The sequence below is a fragment of the Verticiella sediminum genome, assembly GCF_007558815.1.
Classification (GTDB): Bacteria; Pseudomonadota; Gammaproteobacteria; order Burkholderiales; family Burkholderiaceae_B; genus Verticiella; species Verticiella sediminum.
This window is the reverse complement of the sequence record NZ_VLTJ01000003.1, coordinates 1-19,519: the sequence shown is the minus strand read 5'-3', so window position 1 is coordinate 19,519 and position 19,519 is coordinate 1. Positions and strand designations below refer to the sequence as shown.

The 19,519-nt window shown below is 69.8% G+C and carries 19 protein-coding genes; 13 read left to right on the top strand and 6 right to left on the bottom strand.

The genetic code is table 11. The annotated features are described in order from the left end of the window. Positions 1 to 6: 6 nt before the first annotated feature. Both FOZ76_RS01465 and FOZ76_RS01460 read left to right on the top strand, forming a co-directional pair. The gene (locus FOZ76_RS01465; RefSeq protein WP_143946350.1) at positions 7 to 1,203 is read left to right on the top strand and encodes a lipid-transfer protein; all 1,197 of its coding nucleotides are present in this window, start codon (positions 7 to 9) and stop codon (positions 1,201 to 1,203) included. Positions 1,204 to 1,222: 19 nt separating this feature from the next. Beyond that, the gene (locus tag FOZ76_RS01460) at positions 1,223 to 2,059 is read left to right on the top strand and encodes an SDR family NAD(P)-dependent oxidoreductase (RefSeq protein WP_143946349.1); all 837 of its coding nucleotides are present in this window, start codon (positions 1,223 to 1,225) and stop codon (positions 2,057 to 2,059) included. A gap of 62 nt (positions 2,060 to 2,121) precedes the next feature. Here FOZ76_RS01460 and FOZ76_RS01455 read toward each other — a convergent pair whose 3' ends face one another. Continuing rightward, entirely contained in the window at positions 2,122 to 4,875 is a 2,754-nt protein-coding gene (locus tag FOZ76_RS01455) for a LuxR C-terminal-related transcriptional regulator (RefSeq protein ID WP_170235248.1), read from the bottom strand. Between the two features lie 213 nt (positions 4,876 to 5,088). On the opposite strand from FOZ76_RS01455, the gene FOZ76_RS01450 reads away from it, so the two are divergent. From FOZ76_RS01450 to ada, 3 genes are all read left to right on the top strand, one after another. Next, on the top strand, positions 5,089 to 5,586 hold the full coding sequence (locus FOZ76_RS01450; RefSeq protein ID WP_143946410.1) for a hotdog family protein: 498 nt from the start codon (positions 5,089 to 5,091) through the stop codon (positions 5,584 to 5,586). A gap of 96 nt (positions 5,587 to 5,682) precedes the next feature. Then, positions 5,683 to 6,669, top strand: coding sequence for a tripartite tricarboxylate transporter substrate binding protein (locus tag FOZ76_RS01445; RefSeq protein ID WP_143946347.1), 987 nt, complete (start codon positions 5,683 to 5,685; stop codon positions 6,667 to 6,669). 139 nt (positions 6,670 to 6,808) lie between these two features. Further along, positions 6,809 to 7,885, top strand: a complete 1,077-nt coding sequence (ada, locus tag FOZ76_RS01440; protein ID WP_143946346.1) for a bifunctional DNA-binding transcriptional regulator/O6-methylguanine-DNA methyltransferase Ada — start codon at positions 6,809 to 6,811, stop codon at positions 7,883 to 7,885. A 24-nt stretch (positions 7,886 to 7,909) separates the two neighbouring features. Here the strand turns inward: ada and FOZ76_RS01435 are convergent, their stop codons facing one another. Further along, positions 7,910 to 8,935 (bottom strand): bile acid:sodium symporter family protein, encoded by a 1,026-nt coding sequence (locus FOZ76_RS01435; RefSeq protein WP_143946345.1) that lies wholly within the window; start codon positions 8,933 to 8,935, stop codon positions 7,910 to 7,912. Positions 8,936 to 9,046: 111 nt separating this feature from the next. On the opposite strand from FOZ76_RS01435, the gene FOZ76_RS01430 reads away from it, so the two are divergent. After that, on the top strand, positions 9,047 to 9,928 hold the full coding sequence (locus tag FOZ76_RS01430; protein ID WP_143946344.1) for a LysR family transcriptional regulator: 882 nt from the start codon (positions 9,047 to 9,049) through the stop codon (positions 9,926 to 9,928). Between the two features lie 82 nt (positions 9,929 to 10,010). Continuing rightward, positions 10,011 to 10,772, top strand: coding sequence for a GntR family transcriptional regulator (locus FOZ76_RS01425; RefSeq protein WP_143946343.1), 762 nt, complete (start codon positions 10,011 to 10,013; stop codon positions 10,770 to 10,772). Between the two features lie 24 nt (positions 10,773 to 10,796). Here the strand turns inward: FOZ76_RS01425 and FOZ76_RS01420 are convergent, their stop codons facing one another. The 4 genes from FOZ76_RS01420 to FOZ76_RS01405 form a co-directional block, all read right to left on the bottom strand. Then, on the bottom strand, positions 10,797 to 11,534 hold the full coding sequence (locus tag FOZ76_RS01420; protein WP_143946342.1) for an amino acid ABC transporter ATP-binding protein: 738 nt from the start codon (positions 11,532 to 11,534) through the stop codon (positions 10,797 to 10,799). Beyond that, entirely contained in the window at positions 11,512 to 12,201 is a 690-nt protein-coding gene (locus FOZ76_RS01415; protein WP_143946341.1) for an amino acid ABC transporter permease, read from the bottom strand. The genes FOZ76_RS01420 and FOZ76_RS01415 overlap by 23 nt, the downstream gene beginning before the upstream one ends. Then, positions 12,201 to 12,869, bottom strand: a complete 669-nt coding sequence (locus tag FOZ76_RS01410) for an amino acid ABC transporter permease (protein WP_143946340.1) — start codon at positions 12,867 to 12,869, stop codon at positions 12,201 to 12,203. The genes FOZ76_RS01415 and FOZ76_RS01410 overlap by 1 nt, the downstream gene beginning before the upstream one ends. Positions 12,870 to 12,932: 63 nt before the next feature. After that, positions 12,933 to 13,763 (bottom strand): transporter substrate-binding domain-containing protein, encoded by an 831-nt coding sequence (locus FOZ76_RS01405; RefSeq protein WP_143946339.1) that lies wholly within the window; start codon positions 13,761 to 13,763, stop codon positions 12,933 to 12,935. A gap of 206 nt (positions 13,764 to 13,969) precedes the next feature. On the opposite strand from FOZ76_RS01405, the gene FOZ76_RS01400 reads away from it, so the two are divergent. Genes FOZ76_RS01400 through FOZ76_RS01375 form a run of 6 tightly spaced genes read left to right on the top strand, consistent with a single transcriptional unit; the run spans position 13,970 to position 19,487 of the window. Continuing rightward, entirely contained in the window at positions 13,970 to 14,290 is a 321-nt protein-coding gene (locus FOZ76_RS01400; protein WP_143946338.1) for a (2Fe-2S)-binding protein, read from the top strand. After that, entirely contained in the window at positions 14,287 to 15,717 is a 1,431-nt protein-coding gene (locus FOZ76_RS01395) for an FAD/NAD(P)-dependent oxidoreductase (RefSeq protein WP_143946337.1), read from the top strand. The genes FOZ76_RS01400 and FOZ76_RS01395 overlap by 4 nt, the downstream gene beginning before the upstream one ends. A gap of 8 nt (positions 15,718 to 15,725) precedes the next feature. Further along, on the top strand, positions 15,726 to 16,859 hold the full coding sequence (locus FOZ76_RS01390) for an NAD(P)/FAD-dependent oxidoreductase (protein WP_143946336.1): 1,134 nt from the start codon (positions 15,726 to 15,728) through the stop codon (positions 16,857 to 16,859). Positions 16,860 to 16,876: 17 nt separating this feature from the next. Continuing rightward, positions 16,877 to 17,812 (top strand): dihydrodipicolinate synthase family protein, encoded by a 936-nt coding sequence (locus FOZ76_RS01385; protein WP_143946335.1) that lies wholly within the window; start codon positions 16,877 to 16,879, stop codon positions 17,810 to 17,812. Positions 17,813 to 17,836: 24 nt separating this feature from the next. Continuing rightward, positions 17,837 to 19,249: a dihydropyrimidinase gene (hydA, locus tag FOZ76_RS01380; protein ID WP_143946334.1), complete on the top strand. Its 1,413-nt coding sequence runs from the start codon at positions 17,837 to 17,839 to the stop codon at positions 19,247 to 19,249. 10 nt (positions 19,250 to 19,259) lie between these two features. Then, the gene (locus FOZ76_RS01375; protein ID WP_143946333.1) at positions 19,260 to 19,487 is read left to right on the top strand and encodes an FmdB family zinc ribbon protein; all 228 of its coding nucleotides are present in this window, start codon (positions 19,260 to 19,262) and stop codon (positions 19,485 to 19,487) included. The last annotated feature ends 32 nt before the right edge of the window (positions 19,488 to 19,519 follow it).

Genomic DNA, 19,519 nt, shown 5'->3' with positions numbered 1-19,519 from the left:
TATCCCATGACCCAGAAGACATTCATCGCCGGCGTCGGCATGGTCCCGTTCACCAAGCCCGGGGCCAGCCCCACCTACGTGGAGATGGGCGCGCAGGCCGTGCGCCTGGCGCTGGCCGATGCCGGTCTGGACTACGCCAGGGTGCAATCGGCCTATGCGGGCTATGTCTACGGCGACTCCACCTGCGGCCAGACCGTGCTGTACGAGGTCGGGCGCACCGGCATCCCCATTTTCAACGTCAACAACAACTGCTCGTCCGGTTCGAGCGCGCTCCTCCTGGCGCGCACCGCCGTGGAGCTGGGCCAGGTCGATTGCGCGCTGGCGGTGGGCTTCGAGCAGATGCAGCCCGGGGCGCTGCGCTCGCACTGGGACGATCGTCCCGAGACGCGCACCCGCTTTCATCCGGTCTGGCAGACGCTGACCGCGGACGCCGAGGGCGTGCCGCGCGCGGTGCGGTGTTTCGCCGGCGCCGGGCGCGAGCACATGCGCAGGTACGGCACCCGGCTGGAGACCTTCGCCGCCATCCGGGCCAAGGCCAGCCGGCATGCGGCGAACAACCCGCTGGCCATCTTCCGGCAGGTGCTGACGACCGAGGACGTGATGAACGACAAACCGATCTGGCCCGGCGTGGCGACCCGCCTGATGGCCTGCCCGCCCACCTGCGGGGCGGCGGCCGCGATCGTGGTCTCCGAACGCTACGCGCGTCAGCATGGCCTGCGCACCGACGTGCAGGTGCTGGCGCAGGCGATGGCGACGGACCCGGTGGAATCCTTCGATCCCCCGTCGATGATCGGCTACGTCGGTTTTCACATGTCGCGGGCGGCGGCGCGCGCCGTCTACGAGCAGGCGGGCGTGGACCCGGCCGACGTGCGCGTGTGCGAGCTGCACGACTGCTTCGCCCACAACGAACTGCTGACCTACGAAGCCATCGGCCTGTGCCCCGAAGGCGAGGCGGAGCGCTTCGTGGTGGACGGCGACAACACCTACGGCGGGCAGTGCGTGACCAATCCGTCGGGCGGGCTGCTGTCCAAGGGCCATCCGCTGGGCGCGACCGGCTTGGCGCAGTGCTACGAGCTGACGCACCAGTTGCGCGGCACCGCCGAGGCGCGGCAGGTCGAGCGGCCGCAGATCGCACTGCAGCACAACCTGGGGCTGGGCGGCGCCTGCGTAGTCACGCTCTATGGCCGCGCCGATGCGCATTGAGCACAAGGAGCAGACGACGATGAAGGGAACCCTGGAGGCGAAGGTGGCGATTGTGACCGGCGCGGGCCGCGGCATCGGCCGCGCCGTCGCGTTGAAGCTGGCCGGCGCCGGCGCGGCCGTGCTGGTCAACGACCTGGACGAGCCGCCGGCACGCGAAGTGGCCGCGCAGATCGAGGCGGCCGGCGGGCGGGCGTTCGCCCTGGCGGGCGACGCGGCCGCGCCGGATTTCGGCACGCGCACGGTGGCCGCCGCGCTGGAGCACTTCGGTGCGCTGGACGTCATCGTGAACAACGCCGGCTACACCTGGGACAACGTGATCCAGAAGATGTCCGACGAACAGTGGGAGGCGATCCTGGCCTGCCACCTGACGGCGCCGTTCCGGCTGCTGCGCGCGGCCCAGCCGTATTTCCGCGAGCGCAGCCGCGCGGAAGCGGCCGAGGGGCGCGAGGTGTTCCGCAAGGTGGTCAACGTGTCCTCGGTCTCGGGCACCGGCGGCAATGCGGGCCAGGCGAACTACTCAGCCGCGAAGGCCGGCGTCATCGGGCTGACCAAGGCCCTGGCCAAGGAATGGGGGCCGATGAAGGTCAACGTGAACTGCGTCGCCTTCGGCGCGATCGAAACGCGGTTGACGCAGCGCGTACCCGCGGGCGAGCGCGCCGTGGTGCAGATCCAGGGCCGCGAGATCCGCGTCGGCATTCCTGCGGAGCGCGCGCTGGCGCCGGGCCGCGACATCCCGCTGGGGCGGCTGGGCACGCCCGAGGAAGCCGCCGGCGCGATCTACCTGTTCTGCTTGCCGGAGTCGGATTACCTCTCAGGGCAGACGCTCATCTGCGGCGGCGGCCGCGGCGGCTTCTGAGCGTCCCCAGGGCCACGCCCGGCCCGCCCCCGAGACGGCAAGGCAACCCGGGGGCTCGGTGCTCACAGTTCCAGGTCGCGGGCGCGCGCGACCGCCGCATCCCGCGCGGTGACGCCCAGCTTGGCATAGATGTTCTTGAGGTGCCATTTCACCGTCTCGGGCGATAGCCCGAGGATGCGCGCGATCTTCTTGTTGGGCAGCGCCTGCGCCAGCAGGCCCAGGATTTCCCGCTCGCGTTCCTTCAGCGGTTCGGCCGGGGCCGTGCGCGCCGGCGCCGCGGCATCGGCGCTCGGCAGCGCCCGCTGCCGGGCGGCTACGGCCAGCAGGCGGCGCGCGTAGTGATCGAGCACGGGGTCGAGCGTGCGCGATTCGACCAATTCGTGCAGCGCGCCCGGCACCCGGCGCGAGGTATCCAGCACGATGCGCAGCAACCCCAGCCGGTGCGCCAGCCTCAGGGCTTCGACCAGCATCGGCCCGGCCGCCTCGCCGTGGCCCAGGGCGCGTTCGACCAGCGCTAGCTGCGCGAGCAGCGACGCGGCGGGGCGCATGCGGCCCGCCGCCCGCACCCGGTCCAGCAACCGGCGCAGGCCCTGGGCCGCCGCCTCGAACTCGCCACGGTTCAGGTGCACGGCGATCTGCGCCTGTTCGGCCAGGCGACGGATTTCCTGCGAGACGGAGTCCTGCGCCTGCGCTTGCCGGCCGACCAGTTCGTCCAGCCGGCACAGGGCATCCGAGACGGCCAGCATCTGGCCACGCTGCTGCTGCAGGCGTACGCGCAGGCATAGCGCATGCGCCTGCAGGCGTCCCAGTCCGTGCCGCGTGGCGTAGTCCTCCAGCCGGTCCAACTGGGCCAGGGCCTCCAGGCGGCGCCCGCACAGCCAGTGCGCGCTGGCCAGGGACATCGCCCCCCGCAGAATGGCTTCCGGCATGCCTGTGTGCTCGATCAGGTCCATGCGCGCATCCAGCAGCGCGCAGGCCGCTTCGAGTTCGTCCAGCTCGTACAGCACGTCGCCCAGCAGCGCCGCGGCGAGGTTGGACACCTGGACCCCGCCGGCGCCGTGGCCGTCGGCTGCTTCCAGGACCTGCCGGTAGAGATGCTCCGCATCGACCATGCGGCCTTCCAGGGTGTGCGACAGGCCCAGCAGGCACAGGCCGGTCAGGGACGCCACGGCGCTGCCCTGCCGCGCATCCCGGCCGCCGAGCACCTCGCGCGCGAGCGCGAACTCGCCGCGCGCCAGATGCACCCAGGCCGACAGGTTGGCCCGGGTCGATTCCAGCAGCGCGTCGGCCCCGGGCGGCAGTTCGTCCAGCCCGGCCAGCAGCCGTGCCGCCAGGTCGACATCGTCCCGGTGCAGCGCGGCTGCGCAGCGCAGCAGATCGAGTTCGGCGCGCTGCAGGACATCGAGCGGCTCGTCCGCCAAGACGGCGAAATCGGCTACGAGCGCGTCCAGTTCGCGCCAGTTCAGGCGCACGTGCGCGCGGGCGAACCGCAGGCCGATGCGCTGCTCGACCAGCCCGGCCGGCAGGCGCGCCAGCAGCGAACTCATCTGCGTGAACTCGCCCCGGCTCAACAGCCGGCGGGCACAGGATTCGACCATGTGTGCCGCCGCCTCGCCCTCGTCCGCGAGCACGGCATGGCGCACCGCCTCGGCCATGCTGCCACGGCCGGCGAACCAGCGCCAGGCCCGTCGGTGCAACTGCCGCTGCTCGTGCCCGGGCAGCGCCTGCAGCCGCCCGTTGAGCACTTCCCGCAGCAGGGGATGCAGGCGCCACCAGCTTTCCTGGCCCGGCTCCTGTTCGTGATGGATGAAAAACCGCGCGCGGTCCAGCGCACCGAGCCGCTGCTCAATCCGCGCGGCGCTCTCGCGTGCCTCGAGAAGGACGTAGCAAAGGTCGGCACAAAAGCGGGGGCAGGCCGAAGCCCGGGTGAGCAGATCCAGCTCGCCGGCGGACATGTTCGCCAAGACGTTGCGCTCGAAATAGGCTGCGAATCCGCCCGCATCCTTCAGCGGCATTTCCCGGGCCGAATCGTCCTGGTCCTGAAAGTGCACGCTCAGCAACTGCAGGCCGGCGATCCAGCCGTCGGTGCGTTCGTGCAGGCGCATGGCCTCCTCGTGCGTGATGCCGGCGACCCGCTCGCGCAGGAACTGCGCCGACTCGGTGGCCGTGAAGCGCAGGTCCTCCGGCAGGAAGTCCGCCACCGCGTGCAGTTGCCGCAGCCGCGCGATGGCGGTGCCCAGCGGGTGGCGCGGCGCCTCGCGCGAGGCCAGCACCAGATGGAACGAGGGTGGCGCGTAGTCGAGCAGCCATTGCAGCGTCTGCAGCGCGGCGCCGTCGGCGAGCTGGTGCGCGTCGTCGAGCATCAGCACCAGCTCGCCCTCGCGGCGGGCCAGATCCTGCGCCAGCACGATGGCCAGGTGCTCGGCCGCCTGGGCATCGCGCTGCCCGCCGCTGGCCAGCAGCCAGGCGTTGCGCACCACCGCCGCATCGACCTGCGCCACGCTGGCCAGCAGCCCCTGCAGAAAGGTGCCAAGGTCGTTGTCATCCGCGGCCAGCGAGAGCCACGCCACCTCGAAGCCGTGGGTCATGAGCGCGCGGCGCAGCGCCAGCAGCGCCGACGTCTTGCCGCATCCGGGCGGCCCCTGGAGCACCACGCAGCGCTTGCGCCTGGCCTGCGTGAGCCGCTCCACCAGTGTCGCGCGCGGCATCAGTCCGGCGGGCAGGCGCGGCGCGATGAAGCGCGTGGACGCCAGCGGGTCCGCGAGCGCGGCAGCCGGCCTTTCGGATGTCTCCGGGCTGGTGTGCTGGAAGGTCATCGGACCATGATACGGTGCGTTCGGCCCGGCCGCGCCGCGAGCGACCACCACCACCCGCCACGGGGGGTGCGTGCCGGTCGGGGCGTGGACAGAATCCCTGTGAGTCGCTCCCGCCTGAAGGGAGCTTCCTCGCCACAAAATGGGGCTTGCGCTCAGGCCCGTGGCCACGCTGCACCGGTGCGGCGCAGATGGAGACAGGGCAGACATATGGACATGCAGATGATGGACCGGGCGCTCCGCTGGGACGATCTGGCCCCCGGGCTGCGCTACCGCTCGCGCGGCCGCACCCTGACCGAGACCGACCTCGTCAACTTCGTCAACGCGAGCTGGCTGACCGAGGGGCTGTTCACCAGCGTTGAGCCGGGCGACCGCGAACACGGCGCGATCGCCGGCCGCGTGGTGCCCGGCGCCCTGGTGTACGCCTACGCGGAAGGGCTCGCCAAGCCGACCATGGAAGGCATCGGGCTGGCCTTCCTGGAAGCCACCCTCGTCGTCAAGGCGCCGAGCCGGGTGGGCGACACGATCCACGTCGAATGCGAAGCGATCGAACGCAAGACGACGTCCAAGCCGGGCCGTGCGCTGCTGCGCTCGCGCATCGACGTGCTCAACCAGCGCGGCGAGACCGTGCTGACCTACACCGCGCTGCGGCTGGTGCGCTGTCCGCCGGACGCGGGTGCCGGGCCGCCGGCCGTGGCCGCGGGCCGGCCTTAGCGCGCATGGGCCTTCGTCGCCGGGGGGACGAAGGCCGACACCCGGGAGCGCGCCCGCACGTTGCCAAAACGACATGACAAAAAAGGAGACAAAGACATGCATGGCCGACTCACTCGCCGCCGGATGCAATTCCTGCTGGCCGCCTCAGCCCTGTGTCCCGCGCTTGCGGTGCGGGCCAACGACTACCCGTCGCGCGCCGTGCGCATGGTCCTGCCGGTGGGCACGGGCGGCGGCGGGGATACCCTCGGACGCGCCATCGCCGAACATCTGTCCGCCATCATCGGCCAGCCGGTGGTGGTCGACAACAGGCCCGGCGCGGACGGCCTGATCGCCATGCAGTCGCTGCTGAGCGCGCCCGCCGACGGCTACACCATGCTGCTGATCGGTCCCCAGCCCATGGTGTTCAACCCGCTTCTGCGCAGCGACCTGCCGTACCAGCCGTCCGACCTGCTGCCCTTGACCGGCGTCTTCCGCTCCTGGACCACCCTCGTCACCGGGCCCGATTCGCGGTTCGGCAACTTCGCCGAACTCGCCGCGGCGGTCCGCGCGGGGCGAGACACCGTGTCGCTGGGGACGTCGGGCCTGTCGTATCGCGTCGGCGCCACCCTGCTGGGCAGCCGCCTGGACAGCCGCTTCCTGCAGATCAGCTACAAGAGCTTCCCGCAGATACTGAACGACCTGGTGGGCGGCGTGCTGGACGTGGCGCTGGTGGACACCACGCCGATCGTGCCCCTGCAGAACGCCGGCAAGCTGCGTGCCCTGGCCGTCGCCGCACCGCAGCGCCTGCCCCTGTTGCCCGGGGTGCCCACCATCCACGAATCCGGCGTCGATTTCGATTTCGCCCTGTGGACCGCGCTCGCGGTGCGCGCCGGCACGCCCGCCGAGCATGCCCGCAGGCTGGAAGCCGACCTGCACAAGGCACTGACGAGCCCCGGGCTGACCGATTTCGTGGCCAAGCTCGGCACTACCGAGCTGTGGCCGGTGAGCGGGGCCGACATCGCGGCGGAAGTCGCGGCCGGGCTGTCCCGCTTCAAGGCGCCCGTCGCGCAGGTCGCGGCGGATGTGAGCGTGGAGCAGCGCTGACGGTGCCAGGTTTGCCTGGGGGCGGGCGGCGGGACGCGCCCACGTCGTGCGGATAGAATTCAACCGCAAGAAACGGGGTTCTTGCGGTTGAAATCATGCCTAAGCTGGTCCCGTCGACAAACGTCGGGACGACGACATCATGAAATCCCACACCACCACAACGCAGGCGTACGACGGGGACGACGCCCGCTGGCAGGCCGTGCAGGCCCGGGACGCGGGGGCCGACGGGCATTTCGTCTACGCGGTGCGAACCACGGGCGTGTATTGCCGCCCCAGCGCTTCGGCTCGCCTGCCCAGGCGGGAGAACGTGGAGTTCTTCGGTTCCGCCGCCGCGGCGGAAGCGGCCGGCTATCGCCCCAGCCGTCGCGCGCACGGCGATCGCACCGCGGCCGCGGCTGGGCGCGCGGCATTGGTGGCGCAGGCCTGCCGCCAGATCGAAGCGTCGGAAACACGGCCCGATCTCGACGCGCTGGCTGCCCGGGCCGGCATGAGCCCCTTTCACTTTCATCGGGTCTTCAAGAGCGAAACCGGGCTCACGCCCAAGGCCTACGCCACCGCATACCGCGCGCGCAAGCTGCGCGAGGAGCTGAACGCCGCTGGCGGCTCCGTGACCGACGCCATCTACGACGCGGGCTTCAACGCCAGCAGCCGCTTCTACGAGACCTCCGAACGGCTGTTGGGCATGCGCGCCAGCGAGTATCGCGCCGGTGGAGTCGGCGCCGTGATCCGGTTTGCCGTCGGCCAATGCTCGCTGGGTGCGATCCTGGTTGCGCAAAGCCAGCGCGGCATCTGCGCCATCCTGCTCGGCGACGATCCGGACCGCCTGGTGCGCGAGCTGCAGGATCAGTTCCCCAAGGCCGAGCTGATCGGCGGCGACGGCGGGTTCGAGCGATTGGTGGCCGAAGTGGTGGGCTTCGTCGAAGCGCCCGCCGTCGGGCTGAACCTGCCGCTGGACGTGCGCGGTACCGCTTTCCAGCAGCGGGTCTGGCAGGCGCTGCGCGAGATTCCCCTGGGAGCCAGGGCGAGCTATGCCGAGATCGCCGAGCGTATCGGCGCGCCCAAGGCAGTGCGTGCCGTCGCCCAGGCCTGCGCCGCCAACCGCATCGCCGTGGCCATCCCGTGCCACCGGGTGGTGCGGCGCGATGGCGACATCTCGGGCTACCGCTGGGGCGTGGAGCGCAAGCGCGAACTCCTGCGGCGCGAAACCCAGGCCTGAACAGGCCGTTACGGCCGCCGGCGCTCAGGCGGCCGGCGAGCGCGCCGCCGGTGCGCCGTCGGCGGCCTCGCGGGCCTCGGCCAGATCGGCTTCGCGCGCCCAGCGCTGGGCCAGGAAGGCGCAGGCAAAGAGCTGGATCTGGTGGAACAGCATCAGCGGCAGCACGATCAGGGGGACGGCGGGGCCGGCAAAGAGGATGCCGGCCATCGGGATGCCGGTGGCCATGCTCTTCTTGGAGCCGCAGAAGGCGAGCGTGATGCGATCGGCCCGATTGAACCCCAGGTGGCGGCCGAGGAAGGTGGTCAGCCAGAGCACGATGGCCAGCAGCAGCACGCACAAGCCGATCACCCAGGCGAGGTCGGCCGGGCGCACGCTGGACCAGATGCCCGCGACCATGCCGGCGCTGAAGGCCGAGTACACGACGAGCAGGATGGCGCCGCGGTCCACCGACAGGGTGAGCCTGGGATGGGCCTTGAGCACAGGGGCGAGCCAGCGGCGGCACAGTTGGCCGACGGCGAAGGGCAGCAGTAGCTGGACGGCGATGTCGACGAGCGATTGCAGGTTGAAGCCGCCGGTATGCGCGCCCAGGACCGCGGCGACGAGCAGCGGGGTGATGACCACGCCCACCAGGTTCGACACGCTGGCGCTGGTCAGCGCGCCCGGGACGTTGCCGCGCGCGATCGAGGTGAAGGCGATCGAGGATTGCACGGTCGAGGGCAGCAGCGAGACGTAGACGAGGCCGGTGAGCAGCTCGTCCGCGACGTGGCCGCGCCCGAGAAAGGCGATGCCCAGGCCCAGCAGCGGGAAGACCGCGTAGGTGAAGAGGAACACGAGGCCCTGCAGCCGCCAATGCAGCAGGCCCTGGCCGATCGACTGCAGCGACAGCTTGGCGCCGTACAGGAAGAAGAGCAGGGCGATTGCCGCGTAGGTGACGTAGCCGAAGACCTCGGCGGCCCGGCCCTGCACGGGCAACACCGCGGCCAGCGCGACGGTGCCCGCCAGCAGCAGGAGATAAGGGTCGATCCGGAGTTTCTTGAGCAGGGCTTGCATGGCGGCGATCCCGGAGGATGGGGCGATGCGCCCCCAAAGGCAAAGCCGAGACCTTAGCACCGCGGGTTATGATTTGGAATCCCTATCACCGTGTTTTCTGTTATCACGAAAATGGATAAGACAGATCGCCTGCCCGACCCGGAACTGCTGCAGACGTTCCTGGCTGTCGCCGACAGCCGCAGCTTCACCGCGGCGGCGCGCCGCCTGGGCACGCGCCAGTCCACCGTCAGCCAGCAGGTGTCGCGGCTGGAGGCGCAGCTCGATTGCCGGCTCTTCATGCGCGATACGCATTCGGTCGCGCTGACCGTCCAGGGCGCGACGCTGATCCCGTTCGCGCGCGAGGTGCTCACGGCCAGCGCGCGGCTCAAGAGCGCCTTTGCCGGCCGCACGCTGCGCGGCCTGGTGCGGCTGGGCATCTCCGAGGATTTCGCGCTATCCGGCCTCTCGGCCGTGCTGGCGGATTTTCGCGCGCGCCACGCCGAGGTCGAGCTGGCACTGGTGATCGGCCTGAGCGGCCTGCTGCGCGAACAGTTCGATGCCGGGGCGCTGGACGTGATCTTCGCCAAGAAGGGCCGGGACGACCCGCGCGGCCAACGGGTCTGGCGCGAAGAACTGGCCTGGGTCGGGCCGGCCGACGTGCGGCCCGATCCGGACCAGCCCGTGCCGCTCATCATGTACCCGCCGCCCAGCATCACGCGGGCGCAGGCGCTGGATGCGCTGGAGGCCGCGGGGCGCGCCTGGAAGATCGTGTGCACCAGCAGCAGTCTGAGCGGGCTGCGCGCGGCCGCCCTGGCCGGCCTGGGGTTCGTGCCGCATTCGCGCCGCCTGCTGCCGGCCGGGCTCTCGGTGGTGCCGCCCGCGGCGGGGCTGCCGCCGCTGGGCGACATCGAGTTCGTGGTCCTGGGCCGGGCCGACGCCGACCATCCGGCGCATGCCCTGATGACGGCGCTGTTCGAAAGCGCCGGCCGCCTGAACGCGCCGCCCGCGCGCTGACCGCGGGCGCGGGCGGCCTGCGCGCCTGTTGCCAATTCCGGGGCAATGCTATGGAATACGGAAATTGGACAATTCGTAGACAATGAGTACATCACGCAAGACGACCGGCAGAGCCAAGCCTGCAAAAAAGGCTGCCCGCGCGAGTTCGCGTCCTGCGGCAACTGCCGCAACCGACGCGCCGGCCGCGGCAACGGACGCTCCCGCCAACCTGACCGACCGCGCCTACACCATGCTGCGCCGGTTCATTCTCGAGCGCGAGCTGAGCGGCGGCGAGGTGCTGGTCGAGGGCCGCATGGCCGAGCGCCTGCAGATGTCGCGAACCCCGCTGCGCGAAGCCATGCTGCGGCTCGAAGGCGAAGGCCTGCTCGTGCGCGCCAATGCGCGCTCGTACGCGGTGCGCAGGATCACCGCTGCGCACTATTTCCAGTGCCTGCAGGTGCGCGAGCGCCTCGAGTCCCAGGCGATCGGCCTGGCCATGGGGCGCGTGCCCGAAGCACAGATCGAGGCGCTGCGCAGGCACATCGAGGGGCTGGACTCGGCGCAGCAGAGCGCGAGCCACTGGCAGGCGGACGATCAGATCCACAGCGTGTTCGCACGCGCCTCGGGCAACGAGATGCTGGCGGACACCATCGCCCACCTGCGCGTGCTGTGCCGGCTGTTCGAGGTGGTCGACCCGTTCCAGCGCATCGAGGAGGATCGGGAAGAGCACCTGGCCATCCTCGCGGCCTATCTGAACGGCGATGCGCAGGCCGCCGAAGCCGCCGTGACGGCGCATCTGCGCCGTCTGGGGCGCTACACACTGTCGCGCCTGAGCCATGGCCTGGTGAGCGCCGTGGAGCCCTGAGCCGCGGCCCCCGGGGCGGTGGAGTCAGTGGCGCAGGATCTTGCCGACGAACTCCCGGGTCCTGGCGTGCTGCGGGTTGTCGAACAGCTCGCGCGGCGTGCCTGATTCGACGATGTGGCCGCCGTCCATGAACACCACCTTGCTCGAGACTTCGCGTACGAAGCCCATTTCGTGCGACACGATGAACAAGGTCATGCCGTCGGCGGCCAGCATGCGCACCGTGTCCAGCACCTCGTTCACCAGCTCCGGGTCGAGCGCCGCGGTCACCTCGTCGAGCAGCATGATCGAGGGTTGCAGCGCGAGCGCCCGGGCGATCGCCACGCGCTGCTGCTGGCCGCCCGAAAGCTGGTCGGGGTAGGCATCGAGCTTGTTGCCCATGCCGACCTTGGTGAGCAGGCGCACCGCCAGCTCCTCGACTTCCTTGCGCGCGCGCCGCTGCACTTTGACGGGAGCGACACAGACGTTCTCGAGCACGCTCATGTTCTGGAACAGGTTGTACTGCTGGAAGACGATCGCCATGCTGGCGCGGATCTCGCGCAGTTGGGCCGGATTGGCGTAGTCCAGGCTGCGGCCGTCGACGCGGACCCCGCCCGAGATCGGCGGCAGCAGCCCCATCAGCACGCGCAGCAGCGTGCTCTTGCCCGATCCCGACGGGCCGATCAGGCTGATGATCTCGCCTTTCTCGACGTCGAGGTTGATGCGCTCGAGGACGGTATGCGTGCCGTAGTTGGCCTTCAGGTCATGGATTTCGAGTTGGGGCAAGGCGGGCCTCCAGGTGTTTGCCGAAGCGGGCGAGAGGATAGGAAAGCAGGAAGTACATGACCATGACGGTGAGATAGACCAGGGTGGCCGAAAATCCCTTGTTGGCCATCGTCTTGCCGGCGAAGGCCAGCTCCATCACGCCGATCTGCGATGCCAGCGCGGTGTCCTTGATGAACATCACGAAGAAGCCGAACACCGGCGGCAGGATGATGCGCCAGGCCTGCGGCACGATCACCATGCGCAGCGTCTGCCAATAGCTCAGGTTCATGGTGAGCGCGGCATCCCATTGCGTGCGATGCACCGACTCCAGGCCGCTGCGCACGATTTCCGCGATGTAGGCCGTGGCGATCAGGCACACGCTGACGGCGGCGATGGTGAACGTGCTGATCCCCGGCATCAGAGCCTGGAAGACGAAGAACACGAGCATCAGCGTGACGAGGAACGGGACGCGCCGGAAGGTCTCGGTCGCGAGCGTGATCGCAAAGCGCACCGGGGCCAGCCAGCGCGCGCTGGTGAGCCGCACGGCCGCGATGGCGAAACCCAGCACGAAGCCCACGCCGCAACCCAGGGCGGAGAGGGCGAACGTGATGCCCAGCGCCTGGAGCAGGAAGATGACGTTGTAGAGGCTGAAGAACCGCGGGATTTCATCGATGAGTTGCGCGAGCATCAGAACCACCTCATGCGCGCGCGAAAGAAGCGCCGGCCCACGTAGGCCAGCGACAAGGTGGCGAACAGGGTGACGACGATGTAGAGCACGGCGGCCGTGGAGAACACCTCGATCGAGCGGAAGGTCTCCGAGTTGATGTTGAAGGCGCGGCCCGTCAGTTCCTCGACGCCGAAGACCGCGGCCATCGAGGTGCCCAGCACCATGATGATGTACTGGTTCGAGAGCGGCGGAAACAGCACGCGCATGATGTGGGGCAGGATCACCAGGCGTATGGTCTGCACGCGCGAGAAGCCCAGCGTTTCCGCGGCTTCCAGCTCCTGCCGGTGCACCGAATTGAAGCCAGCGCGCTGTATTTCGGTGAGGTACGCACCGGCATTGAGCGTCATGCCGATGAGCACGGCCATGTACGGCGAGACCAGGATGCCGAATTCCGGCAGCGCGAAGAAGATGAAGAAGATCTGGATGAGCTGGGGCGTGTTGGTGAAGAACACCACGTAGGCATTCACCAGGCGGCTGAGCGGCCGCGGCCCGAAGGCCCGTATGCCGGCCCCGGCCACGCCGATGACCATGCCGAGCGCGAACGAAAAGAATGCCAGTTGCAGGCTGATCCAGGCGCCGGCCATCAGGTAGGGCAGGCGCTCGAGCACTGGCGCGAAATCGAATGACATAAGCAGGCTTCAGGAAGAGGCTGCCGGCCGCGGCCGCGCGGCGGGCAGCCGGGCGCGGGGGGCTTACTGGTAGGTCGGGCCTGAGCGCGGATCGTGCAGCATCGGGCCGCCGAACCATTTTTCCCAGCGTTCATCGATGTAGCCGTTGGCGTGCAGCTCCTTGATGATCTCGTTCAGGCGGGTGCGCAGGGCGTCGTTGCCTTGCTGGACGCCGATCGCGCAGAAGTACACGTCGATCGGGGCCTGGACGATGCGCCAGTCGACCCGGTGCTTGCTGGTGTGCTCGGTCATGAAGTCCATCACGTCGATCATGGCGTCGGCGCGGCCCTGGGCGATCGCGCGCACGGCATCGGGGTAGTTGTCGAGCAGCAGCAACTGCGCCTTGGGCAGGTTCTCCTGCACGAATTTCACCGGCGTCGCGCCCCGGACCTCGACCAGGCGGACCGAGGAATCGTTCAGGTCGGTCCAGTTCTGGTAGGGCTTGGCCGCGGTCGTGAGCACGCCCAGCACTTCGGTGTGCACCGGCACGGTGAAGTCGATCACTTTCGCGCGTTCGGGCGTGATCGTCATCGCGCCCAGCACCGCGTCGATGCGGCCGCTGCTCACGAAGGGGATGCGATCGGGCGAACCGACATGGACGATCTCGGTCTGCACGCCCAGCATCTCGCCGATCTTGCGCGCGACGTCGACATCGAAGCCGTCGATCTGGTTCTTGTCGTTGAAAAGGCCGAGCGGGGGCATGGTCGGGTTGACCCCGAACACGATCTTGTTGCTGGCCTGGATTTCCTCGAGTGAACGCGCCTGCGCCGGCTGCAGGGCGAACAGGCTGACGCTGGCGACGGCGGCCGCTGCGAGCAGCAGGCGGCGCCGGCAGGCGGAAACGAACTGGGACATGGCGGGACTCCGGTGTGAGAGGTCAGTGAAGGTGATCCGGCGAGGCGGAGCTGCGTTCGTCGTAGGCAAGATGGATGCCAGTTTCGACCATTGCATTGAAAATATATACTGTTCAAATACGAAAGGTATACAATTTGGATTCAAGGTTCAATATCAGTCAGCGTTTACCCTGAGTCCGCACCCCGCGGTTCGTCAGTGGAGCCCCCATGAGTCCGTTATCCAGCGCCGCGCCACGCGCCGTGCGCAGCAGCAAGTACGAACGCGGCCCCGCCGTGCGATTCCTCCTGGACGGCCAGGAAGTCACCGCCCATGCCGGCGAGAGCGTGGCCGCGGCCTTGCTCGCGGCAGGCCGCCGTGCGCTGCGCACGAGCCCCGTGCAGGGCGCGCCGCGCGGCGCGTTCTGCTTCATGGGCTCCTGCCAGGAGTGCGTGGTCTGGGTCGAAAACCAGCGCATGCCCGCGTGCCAGGTTGCGGTACGCGAAGGCTTGCGCGTCGAAACGCTGCCCGCCCGGGAAGCGCGCACATGACGCTCGCTCCCGATCTCCTCATCCTCGGCGCAGGCCCGGCGGGCAGCCGCGCCGCGCTGCGCGCGCAGGCCTGCGGCCTGGCGGTGGTCCTGGTCGACGAGAACGCCGACGCGGGCGGCCAGGTCTGGCGCGCCCGTCCGCCGGGTTTCGAGCTGCGCGGCCCCGGGATGAATCCGGACGCGGCTGCCGGCGACGCCCTGCGCGCGGAATTGCGCGCGCAGGGCGTAGTCTGTCGGTTCGATCACAAGGTCTGGAATGTGGGTACCGATCTGCGCACCGACCTGGTCGGGCCGCAGGGCCTGGTGAGCCTGGCGCCGCGTGCGCTGCTCGTGGCCACGGGAACGACCGAACGCGTCGTGCCCTTTCCCGGCTGGACATTGCCCGGCGTGATCGGCCTGGCCGGCGCAACCATCCTGCTGAAGTCGCAGGGGATGGTGCCGGGCGAACGCACGGTGGTGGCGGGCAACGGCCCGCTGCTATTGGCGGTGGCCGCCGCCATCCTCGATGCCGGGGGCCAGGTGCAGGCCGTGATCGACCTGGCCAGCCGCTGGGACTGGCTGCGCACGGCGCCGGCGCTCGTCGGCAGGCCCGACCTGGTGCGCCAGGGGTTGCGCTGGCAATCGCAACTGCGGCGCGCGCGGGTCCCGGTGCACCGTCGCCATGCGATCCGCCGTATCGACGCCCGCGCCGACGCGCTCGAGGTGCACATCGGCGCCGTCGATGCGCTGGGCCGCGCCCAAGGCGAGGCGACGCGCATGCTCAGCACCTCGGCCGTGGCCATCGGCAACGGGCTGAGCCCGAGCACCGACGTCACCCGCCTGCTGCGGGCCGAACACGACTACCGTCCCGAGCTGGGCGGCTGGATCGCCCGCACCGATGCCGACGGCCGCAGCAGCCTGCCGGGCCTGTACGTCGCCGGCGACGGCGCGGGCATCGCCGGCGCGGCGGCTGCCGGATGGCATGGCGAACTGGCGGCGCTGGCCTGCGTCCATGATCTGGGCGCGCTCGATGCGCCGGCGTATTGGGCTGCGCGCGGCCAACTGCAGGCACAGTGGCGCAAGGCGGCGCGTTTTGGCCGGGCGATGGCCGGGCTGATGGCGCTCAAGCCGGGCGCGGTCGAGAGCATCGATGCCCAGACGGTCGTGTGCCGCTGCGAGGACGTGTGCCGGGCCGACATCGATGCGGCCGTGCGCGAAGGGGCATGCACCATGAACCAGGTCAAGGCCTGGACACGTTGCGGCATGGGGCCATGCCAGGGCCGTACCTGCGGCGACGTCGCGGCGCAACTGGTCGCCGCGCAGGTCGGCCGGCGCGAGGACGTCGGCTACTTCCGCGGGCGCGCGCCGCTGCGCCCGGTGTCGCTCTCGGCGATGGCGGGAGACTACACCTATGCCGACATTCCCATTCCGAAGGCGGCACCGCTGTGAAGGCAGCCATGAACCCTTCGACCGAGTGGGACGCCGTTGTCCTCGGCGCCGGCGTGATGGGGTGCTCGAGCGCGCTGCACCTGGCGCAAGGCGGCATGCGCGTGCTGCTCATCGACCGCGGCCCGATCTGCCGCGAGGCATCCGGCGTGAACGCCGGTACGCTGACCCTGCACATGACGCGCGCGGCCTTGATTCCCTATGCGATGCGCGCCTGGGAGATGTGGATGCAGGCCGAGCGCTGGCTGGGCAGGGGCGTCGACGCCACGCACGTGCCCGGGCTCACGCTCGCCTTCACCGAAGCCGAGGCCGAACTGGTGGAACTGCGGGCCCGCGCCCGGCGCGAGTTCGGCGCGCCGATCGAGGTGATCACCGCGGCCCGGGCGCGCGAGATCGAGCCCGGGCTGAACCCGGCCCTGCTCAAGGCCGGCTATTGCGAGATCGACGGCTACGCCAGCGCCTATCTCACGGGGCGGGCTTTTCGCCATGCGCTCGACAATGCCGGCGTCACCGTGCTTGAGGACACGCCGGTCACCGCCATCGACTCCGGCGACCAGGGCCACGTCCTGCGCGGGCCGAACCTGGCTGACGGCCCCCTGCGCGCCCGCCGGCTGGTACTGGCCGGCGGCGTATGGATCGAGGACATGCTCGCCATGCTGGGCGTGCACATCCCGATCAAGGTGCTGGTGAACCAGCTCATCGTTACCGAGAGGCTGCGCCCGGCGATGCGCACCGTGTTGAGCGTGGCCAACGGCCTGCTCTCGCTCAAGCAGTTCGCCAACGGCACCGTGCTGATCGGCGGCGGCTGGCAGGGCGAGGGCGACCGCGAGCGCGGCGGCGTACAGGCGCGCACGGCCAACCTCGTGGGCAACGTGCGGCTGGCCGCCTACGCCGTGCCGGCCCTGGCCGAGGCGCGGGTGGCGCGCATCTGGCTCGGCCTGGAGGCCGAGACGGCCGATGCCATGCCCATCATCGGCGACGTACCGGGCGTGGCCAACGCCTGGGTCGTCGGCAGCGCGCACTCCGGCTATACCAGCGGCCCGTTCATGGGCCGCATATTGGCCCAACATATTCTCGGGCAAGACCCCGATCTGCCCTTGTTCGATCCGGCACGGCTCGTCGGCCTGCCCATGCCCAACGCCTGAGTCCCTGGTTGCTCATCATGATTCCGAATCGCCCCCATCCCTTTCATGGCATCTACGCCGCCACGCTCTGCCCGCTGCAGGACGACGGCATGCTGGACGAGGCCGCCTTGGCGGACCATCTGGATGCCTGCATGAAGGCGCCCGGCATGCACGGCCTGCTGGTCAACGGCCATGCCGGCGAGAACTTCACCCTGTCGCGCGAGGAAAAACGCCGGGTGACGGCCATCGCCCGCGAGGTGTGCGCCGATCGCGGGGTCATCGTGAGCGGTGTGAACGCGGAGGGCAGCCTGGAAGCGCAGGCGCACGTGGACGATGCCAGGCAGGCCGGCGCCGACGCGATTCTCGTCTTCCCCCCGTTCTCCTGGGCTCTGTCGCAGGACGAGCAGATGGCGATCACGCACCACACGGTGGCCAACGCCCGTGCGCGCATGCCGATGATGCTGTATCAGGCCGGCGTGGGCGCGGGCACCATGGCCTATACCCCGCAGGTGCTCTCGGCGCTGGCGCAACTGCCCGACGTGGTCGGGGTGAAGGAAGGTAGCTGGGAAGCCGCCGCCTACGAGGCGAACTGGCGCATGCTGCGCCGCGTGGCGCCGCACGTCGCCATGATGGCTTCCGGCGACGAGCACTTGCTCACCTGCTTCGTCGTCGGCAGCGACGGCAGCCTGGTGAGCCTTGCGGCGATCGCGCCCGAACTGGTCGTCGAGCTCGACCAGGCCGTGCGCGCCAACGATCTGCCGCGCGCGCGCGAGATCAACGATCGTCTGTATCCGCTGGCCAAGGCCATCTATGGGACGGCGCCCGGCGGGCGCGCGACGGCGCGCCTGAAGACCTGCCTGAAGCTGCTGGGCAGGATCCCGAGCGATTGCATGCGCCTGCCGATGAGCCCGCCGCCGTCGGGCGAGGTGCGCGAACTCGAGCGTTTGCTGGCACAGGCCGGGCTGACCGGCTGAACGGAGCATCTTCAGGAGCCATCCATGGATAGAAAGATCATTCGCAACGGCCGCATCGTCACGGCGATCGACGACTACGTGGCCGACATCCTGATCGAACGCGGCCGCATCGTCGCGATCGGCCAGTCCTTGCCCGCCGCGGACGACACCGAAGTCATCGACGCGGCGGGCCTGCTCGTGCTGCCCGGCGGCGTGGATTGCCACACGCACCTGGACAACACCTTCGGCGATTCGACGACCTGCGACAGTTTCGAATCCGGCACGCGCTCGGCCGCGTTCGGCGGGACCACCACCGTGGTCGACTTCGCTTTCCAGCGCCAGGATGTGCCCTTGCCCGAGGCCATCGCGCGGGCACAGGAGAAGGGGCGCGACGGGGCCTGCGTCGACTACGGCTTTCACGTCATCGTCACCCGGGTCGATGCCCAGGCGCTCGCCGACATGCGCGACGCCATCCGGCACGAGGGTATCTCCAGCTTCAAGATGTTCATGGCCTACCCCGGCTCGGTAATGGTGGACGATGCGGCGATCTTCCAGGCCATGCGCATGGTCGGCCAGCATGGCGGCATGGTCTGCCTGCACGCCGAGAACGGCAATGTGATCGAGCTGCTGATCCAGGAGGCGCTGGCCCAGGGGCACACCGCGCCCAAGTACCATGCGCTCACGCGCCCGGCCATTCTCGAGGGCGAGGCGACCCACCGCGGCATCAAGCTCGCGGAGCTTGCGCAGGCGCCGGTCTATTTCGTGCACCTGTCGGCGCAGGAAGCGCTCAAGCACGTCGTGGAGGCGCGCGACCTGGGCGTGCCGGTGTTCGCGGAGACCTGCCCGCACTACCTCTTCTTCGACGACAGCGTCTACGACAGCGAGGATTTCGACCTGGCGCGCTACGTGATGAGCCCGCCGCTGCGCTCCAAGCAGGCGCAGGATGCGCTGTGGACCGCGCTGCGCACGGACGACCTGCAACTGGTGTCGACCGACCACTGCCCCTTCTGCATGAAGGAGGGCCACCTGGGCCGGGTCAGGCAGAAGCCCTATGGGCGCGACGATTTCTCGAAGATTCCCAACGGGGTGCCGGGGGTGGAGACCCGCCTGGCGACGATCCACGACGGTGGCGTGCGCACCGGGCGGATTTCGCTGCAGCGCATGGTCGAGCTGACGTCGACCGCGCCGGCCAAGCTCTTCGGCCTGTACCCGCGCAAGGGGGCGATCGCGATCGGCAGCGATGCCGATCTGGTGCTTTTCGATCCGGGCGAAAACCACGTGATCTCGGCGCAGACGCAGCACGGCAACTGCGATTTCACGCTGTTCGAGGGGCGGGAAGTCACCGGCAAGGTGCGCCAGGTCTACCTGCGCGGCAACCGGATCGTCGACGGCGAGGCCTGGCTGGGCGGCCCGGGCCAGGGCCTGTATGTGCCGCGCGGCGAATCGGGCGGCTGGTGAGTCCGGCGCCATGCCGATCTACGAATACCTCTGCCCGCAATGCGGCACGTTCACGGCGCGCCGGCCCGTGAGCGAGTTCGATCAGCCGGCCGCCTGCGCCGGCTGCGGCGAGCCGGCCCCGAGACAGCGCAGCCTGCCGGTGCTGCTGCGCAGTGCCGGTGCGGGCCCCGCACCGCGCACGCAGCCGGCCGGCGGAGGATATCCCCGCATGCGCCACGTGGGCTGCAACTGCTGCTGAGCCTTGCGCCGGGCGCAGCGTGCGCCCGGTCG

Excerpts from the sequence above, each read along its gene's own strand:
- FOZ76_RS01465 (WP_143946350.1), top strand. The coding sequence starts at position 7 with ATGACCCAGAAGACATTCATCGCCGGCGTCGGCATGGTCCCGTTCACC.
- FOZ76_RS01460 (WP_143946349.1), top strand. The coding sequence starts at position 1,223 with ATGAAGGGAACCCTGGAGGCGAAGGTGGCGATTGTGACCGGCGCGGGC.
- FOZ76_RS01455 (WP_170235248.1), bottom strand. The coding sequence starts at position 4,875 with ATGACCTTCCAGCACACCAGCCCGGAGACATCCGAAAGGCCGGCTGCC.
- FOZ76_RS01450 (WP_143946410.1), top strand. The coding sequence starts at position 5,089 with ATGCAGATGATGGACCGGGCGCTCCGCTGGGACGATCTGGCCCCCGGG.
- FOZ76_RS01445 (WP_143946347.1), top strand. The coding sequence starts at position 5,683 with ATGCATGGCCGACTCACTCGCCGCCGGATGCAATTCCTGCTGGCCGCC.
- ada (WP_143946346.1), top strand. The coding sequence starts at position 6,809 with ATGAAATCCCACACCACCACAACGCAGGCGTACGACGGGGACGACGCC.
- FOZ76_RS01435 (WP_143946345.1), bottom strand. The coding sequence starts at position 8,935 with ATGCAAGCCCTGCTCAAGAAACTCCGGATCGACCCTTATCTCCTGCTG.
- FOZ76_RS01430 (WP_143946344.1), top strand. The coding sequence starts at position 9,047 with ATGGATAAGACAGATCGCCTGCCCGACCCGGAACTGCTGCAGACGTTC.
- FOZ76_RS01425 (WP_143946343.1), top strand. The coding sequence starts at position 10,011 with ATGAGTACATCACGCAAGACGACCGGCAGAGCCAAGCCTGCAAAAAAG.
- FOZ76_RS01415 (WP_143946341.1), bottom strand. The coding sequence starts at position 12,201 with ATGCTCGCGCAACTCATCGATGAAATCCCGCGGTTCTTCAGCCTCTAC.
- FOZ76_RS01410 (WP_143946340.1), bottom strand. The coding sequence starts at position 12,869 with ATGTCATTCGATTTCGCGCCAGTGCTCGAGCGCCTGCCCTACCTGATG.
- FOZ76_RS01405 (WP_143946339.1), bottom strand. The coding sequence starts at position 13,763 with ATGTCCCAGTTCGTTTCCGCCTGCCGGCGCCGCCTGCTGCTCGCAGCG.
- FOZ76_RS01400 (WP_143946338.1), top strand. The coding sequence starts at position 13,970 with ATGAGTCCGTTATCCAGCGCCGCGCCACGCGCCGTGCGCAGCAGCAAG.
- FOZ76_RS01395 (WP_143946337.1), top strand. The coding sequence starts at position 14,287 with ATGACGCTCGCTCCCGATCTCCTCATCCTCGGCGCAGGCCCGGCGGGC.
- FOZ76_RS01390 (WP_143946336.1), top strand. The coding sequence starts at position 15,726 with ATGAACCCTTCGACCGAGTGGGACGCCGTTGTCCTCGGCGCCGGCGTG.
- FOZ76_RS01385 (WP_143946335.1), top strand. The coding sequence starts at position 16,877 with ATGATTCCGAATCGCCCCCATCCCTTTCATGGCATCTACGCCGCCACG.
- hydA (WP_143946334.1), top strand. The coding sequence starts at position 17,837 with ATGGATAGAAAGATCATTCGCAACGGCCGCATCGTCACGGCGATCGAC.
- FOZ76_RS01375 (WP_143946333.1), top strand. The coding sequence starts at position 19,260 with ATGCCGATCTACGAATACCTCTGCCCGCAATGCGGCACGTTCACGGCG.